Origin of the sequence: Actinomadura meridiana, assembly GCF_039537545.1 — a bacterium.
GTDB lineage: Bacteria > Actinomycetota > Actinomycetes > Streptosporangiales > Streptosporangiaceae > Spirillospora > Spirillospora meridiana.
In genome coordinates this window covers 1-4627 of the sequence record NZ_BAABAS010000009.1, presented here as the reverse complement: position 1 = coordinate 4627, position 4627 = coordinate 1, and the positions used below count along the sequence as shown (strand labels likewise).

4 protein-coding genes are annotated in these 4627 nt (G+C 67.0%); 2 read left to right on the top strand and 2 right to left on the bottom strand.

Going from position 1 to position 4627, the window contains the following annotated elements:
• The first annotated feature begins 502 nt into the window (after positions 1-502).
• Together ABD808_RS19480 and ABD808_RS19475 are read left to right on the top strand one after the other, a co-directional pair.
• Entirely contained in the window at positions 503-1648 is a 1146-nt protein-coding gene (locus ABD808_RS19480; RefSeq protein ID WP_344898638.1) for a glycine amidinotransferase, read from the top strand.
• Entirely contained in the window at positions 1645-2925 is a 1281-nt protein-coding gene (locus tag ABD808_RS19475; protein WP_344898636.1) for an ATP-grasp domain-containing protein, read from the top strand. The genes ABD808_RS19480 and ABD808_RS19475 overlap by 4 nt, the downstream gene beginning before the upstream one ends.
• On the opposite strand, the gene ABD808_RS19470 is transcribed toward ABD808_RS19475, so the two are convergent.
• Positions 2886-4001 (bottom strand): phosphotransferase family protein, encoded by a 1116-nt coding sequence (locus tag ABD808_RS19470; RefSeq protein ID WP_344898634.1) that lies wholly within the window; start codon positions 3999-4001, stop codon positions 2886-2888. The genes ABD808_RS19475 and ABD808_RS19470 overlap by 40 nt on opposite strands.
• 100 nt (positions 4002-4101) lie before the next feature.
• Positions 4102-4275, bottom strand: coding sequence for a response regulator transcription factor (locus ABD808_RS38525; protein ID WP_425548949.1), 174 nt, complete (start codon positions 4273-4275; stop codon positions 4102-4104).
• Between the last annotated feature and the right edge of the window lie 352 nt (positions 4276-4627).

Genomic DNA, 4627 nt, shown 5'->3' with positions numbered 1-4627 from the left:
CCCGACGATCAGGGGTGTTGCTCAAACTCATCGACAAACGTTGCCGCTAGACGCGGACGAAACCAATCCGCATCCACGAGCCCCGACGTCTGCGCTCGAGACCGGCCAGGTATTGGAACCGGCGGTGTTGCCGATGGCCTGCCGTACGAGGTGACGCTGCCGTCGGGGTTCGCCGACTTCGATGCCGCAGCCCCGTTGGATGGCCCACTCATTCCCGCTCGCATCGACCGTCCCGCAAGCCGCCCTCTCACTCTGACCGTAGGCGGACGCGGATTCGCGCTGGCACCGGTCGACGACACCGAGTTCCGGTTCTCGGGCTGGAGTGAGCAGCGCACCCTGCAACCCGAAAGAGGCGGGCTGACGCTTCGGGTGCGGCGTGGCCGAGCGGTCGCCGACCGGCACGTCCCCGCGCGGTCCGCGCTATGACGTCGTCGGCACGGTCGTCATACCTGTCGTGACCTGTCCCTCGTCCTGAGCCATCTAGAAAGGAAATCCGCTGGTCATGCGTCTGCATAGCCACGACGACTTCACCCCACTCCGCGAGATCATCGTGGGGTCGGCAGCGAATTATCTCGGCCACGACCGCGACGTGTCCTTCGAGCTGTTCCATCACCAGAATCTGGCCGGGTTCCGCTCCGACTGGGCCTATCCGAGGCTCTCGCAGACCAACGGTGCACGCCGGGAGAACTGGGCCATCAAACGTCGCTACGCCGACGAACTCCACGAGGACGTCGAATTGTTGGCCGCCACCCTCACTGATCTGGGGGTGAGGGTACGCCGCCCCATCCCGCTTCCGGCCGACGCGGACTCGCTCGCAGGCCTGGGCTGGCAGGCCGCTCCGACCCCTGCGCTGAACATTCGCGACAACACCCTGATCCTGGGTGAGGAGATCATCGAGACGCCGCCCGCGATCCGATCCCGGTACCTGGAGACGCGGCTTCTCACGCCGGTGTTCGCCGACTACTTCGCGGCGGGTGCACATTGGACGACGATGCCGCGTCCCACCCTCACCGACGCCTCATTCGACCTGTCCTACGCTCGCGACGCCGCCACCACACTCGGTGGACCCACCGAACGCATCGACGAGCCCCAACCCAGCCCCTACGACGTCGGGCTCGAGATGATGCTGGACGGCGCACAGGTACTGCGGCTGGGCACAGATCTGATCGTCAACGTCGCTCACCACAACCACGAACTCGGCGCCGACTGGTTGGAACGCCACACCCGCGGCCGGTATCGGCTGCATCGGGTGTGGCGGATGGCGGACAACCACATCGACTCGATGCTGCTGGCTCTGCGCCCTGGGGTGTTCCTCGCCCGGCACGACGGGATCCGTGACCTGATGCCCGAGGCGCTACGGTCCTGGCGTTACCTCGTCCCACCCGAGCCCGACCCCGGCGCGTTCCCCGCCTACGACGACTACAGCGACCTGATCCTCACCAGCCCCTACATCGACCTCAACGTCCTGTCGGTCGACGAACACACTGTGCTGGTCAACCAGGACTGTCCCGGCCTGATCAAGACGCTGGAGGCCGAGCGCTTCACCGTGGTGCCGGTTCGACACCGGCACCGCCGCCTGTTCGGCGGCGGGTTCCACTGCTTCACCCTCGACACCCACCGCACCGGCGGCCGCGAGGACTACCGGTGACCAGGCCGCTGCTCCTGCTGGACGCAACTGGTCCCGAGTCCACAGCGCTTATCAACGCTGCCCTGGCCCGGGGCCACGGCGTTCACGCCGTCCCGTCCAGCCCTACCGCGACCGGTGGGCCTGGAAAGGGGCCGCATGCACGGGTGACCGGCTGGTGCCTGACCGACCTCAGCCAACCCGACCGGGCTCAGGAGCAGATCACCGCCTACGCCCGCCGTCACAATGTTGGTGCGGTACTGACCGTCAACGAGTACCTCACCGACCTCACCGCCTACATCTGCGCTGACCTGGATCTGCCCGGCAACGTTCCGGCCCTCGCCCGTGCGGCCCGCGACAAAGCGGTGATGGCCGACACGCTTACCGCAGCCGGTGTACGCATCCCTCGCACCCGTCCCGTCCGAGACCACCACCAGGCGCGGGCCGCGCTCGCCGACCCCCGAATCGGACTGCCCTGCGTGATCAAACCGGTTGGCGGATCAGGGTCGGCCGGAGTCACCGTCGCGACCAGTCTCGCTGAGGTGGGCGGCGCGGTCGATACCGCCCGCGCTGCCGTACATCCGGCCGCGCCGGTCGTCCTCGTCCAGGCGTACGTCACCGGGACGCAATACAGCGTTGAGTCGCTCACGCGAGACGGCGCCACCACCCATCTCGCCATCACCCGCAAAACGGTCACAGCTGGCGCGCAGCGGGTGGAGTTGGCGCACAGCCTTCCCGCCCGGCTGCCTCCGGACGTCCAAGCGGCGGTGTATCAGCAGGTGGACACCGCAGTACACGCCGTCGGCGTCCGCAACGGTGCCTCACACACCGAGGTCATCGTCGACGAAACCGGTCGCTGCACCGTCATCGAGGTCGCCGCCCGGCTCGGTGCCGGGCACATTGCGATCCTGATCGGCCATGCCTTGGGCATCGACGTCTTCACCGCCTTGGTCGACGTCGCGTTTGGACACCGACCCAACCTCGCGCGGACTGTGGATCGGTATGCCACCGTCCGGTTTGTGACCAGTCCGGGCACCGGGCGCTTCGCCAACGTCGAAGGGCTGCCTGAGCCGGGGCCGGACGTGCCGTTAGTCCGGTGGCGGGTCGAGCCCGGGAGCCTGGTCCATGAGCCTGCCACCAACGCGCACCGCCTCGGGTGCTTCATCGTCACCGGCGATCGTCCGGCCGTCGTCGAGGAACATGCCGACATGCTCCTGCGCCAGATCATCGTGCACGTCCACCCTGACGTCCCACCCGCCGATCAACCGAGCTCAGCGAGCACCTCGGCCATCGCGCCGTAGCTCTCTTTGACCGCATCGGTCTTGCCCAACCGGTGGCGCTCCAGCCGGATCGCGCCCAGATGCCTGGCCTGGTAGAGCCGGAACCGCCACCGCGCCTTCGGTGAGGCATCCGCTTCGCCATAGGCGTCCCAGAACGCCGCGCGCTCGTCGGACTTGGCCGAGGCCATCCGCACCGCCCAATCCGCCGCCGGGTCACCGAACTCACAGCGGTCAAAATCGACCACCCCGGTGATCGTCGGCACGTCGGCATGAGCGTCCAGCAGGCAGTTCACCGTCCACAGGTCTCCGGTCAACAACCTCGGCTCGGTCACCTCGTCAAGCACAGCACTCGCTTCACGCGCCGCCACCGCGGCCGCACGGACGTCCGAGGCGTCCAAACCAACCAGCTCGAGATCGGCGGCGATCTCTTCCAGCGACGCGATCACTGCACGGCTCCACGTGCTGTGCCCCGGCCCGGTCACGCGGCCAAACCATGGGCCACGCACCCCCTGCACAGCCGCGGTGATTTCTCCCAGTCGGCGGAACATCACCGGCCAACTGGTGCGCGGATACCTCCCGAGCGCCTCCGGCGCAGGGACACCATCCAGATGCGTCTGGAGCATCCAGTCTCGGTCGACCACCTCATGCGACCAATCCGCCGCGATCACTCGTGGCATCAGCGGCGCGATTACGGTCAGCCAGGGAACGGCGGCGAACTCATTACGCATCAGGTGCCGCTCGGAACCGAACTGGTCGGCCTCGCGTGGAGCGACCCGCAGAATCACCGGCTGCGGCCGCCCTGCCATGGTCACCCGATACACGCTGTTGTACATTCCGGTGCCCAGCTCGATCGCGGACACCGGGACGGCATCAGCGCCAAGGGCCCTTCGACATGCCGTGTCAACCTCGGCCGCAGTCACCGACTGCTGGAACGCGCCCTGCGCGCGTTCGACCGACCGGAACTCCATCACGTTCGTGGCCCTTCGGTTGACGCCCGCAGCCGCCGCGTCAGTCGCCCTGATCCGGCGGGTCGCGGCCGCGTCATGATTGGACATAAGGACCTCGACCGAGCGATGCTTCGCGACCTCATCCGCCACCCAGCCGAGTGTGTCAGCGGTGGGCTTTGAGCTCCGCCGACCCTACGCAACGGTAGTCGGGACGGAGCTGAACTCGTACGGCAAACACACGGTTGCCGAACTACTCGACGAGACCTTGTTGTACCGCTACGGCCCCGAGCGCGAAGCGGTGTTGGACGCCGAGGGTCTCGCGGATGGAGGTGACGTGGCGACCGACCGTCGTGACGCTCACGCCGACCCGTTCCGCGACGGCTTGATCCGAGAGTCCCTGAGTAAGGAGGCGCAAGATTCGCATTTGGATCGGCGGGAGGGGGCCTTCGTCTACGTCGGGTGAGCTGTACGGGGTGGCGCGTTCCCAGAGAAGTTCGAAGTACTCCCTGAGCGCCCCCACGATCACAGACGACTGAATCAGTAACGCGCCTGGCGGCTTTCGCTCCGTGAGCGGTAGCAGCGCTATCGCTTCATCCGCGAGCGTCATGCTCATGCCGATCCGTGGGAGGAGTCGCACCGTGCCGCTGGCTCGAATGATGGCTTCTATGTTCTCGCGTTCGGCTGTTGACTCGACGCAGGCAGACTCGTAGATGAGCTTCCCCCCGTTGCACGGACACCTGCGGTGAGGTCACTCAGCGGTGTCTGAGGGCAGGTTG

What these genes read in the sequence shown, in the direction of transcription:
- ABD808_RS19480 (WP_344898638.1), top strand. Translation starts at nt 503, where the DNA reads ATGCGTCTGCATAGCCACGACGACTTCACCCCACTCCGCGAGATCATC.
- ABD808_RS38525 (WP_425548949.1), bottom strand. Translation starts at nt 4,275, where the DNA reads ATGCGAATCTTGCGCCTCCTTACTCAGGGACTCTCGGATCAAGCCGTC.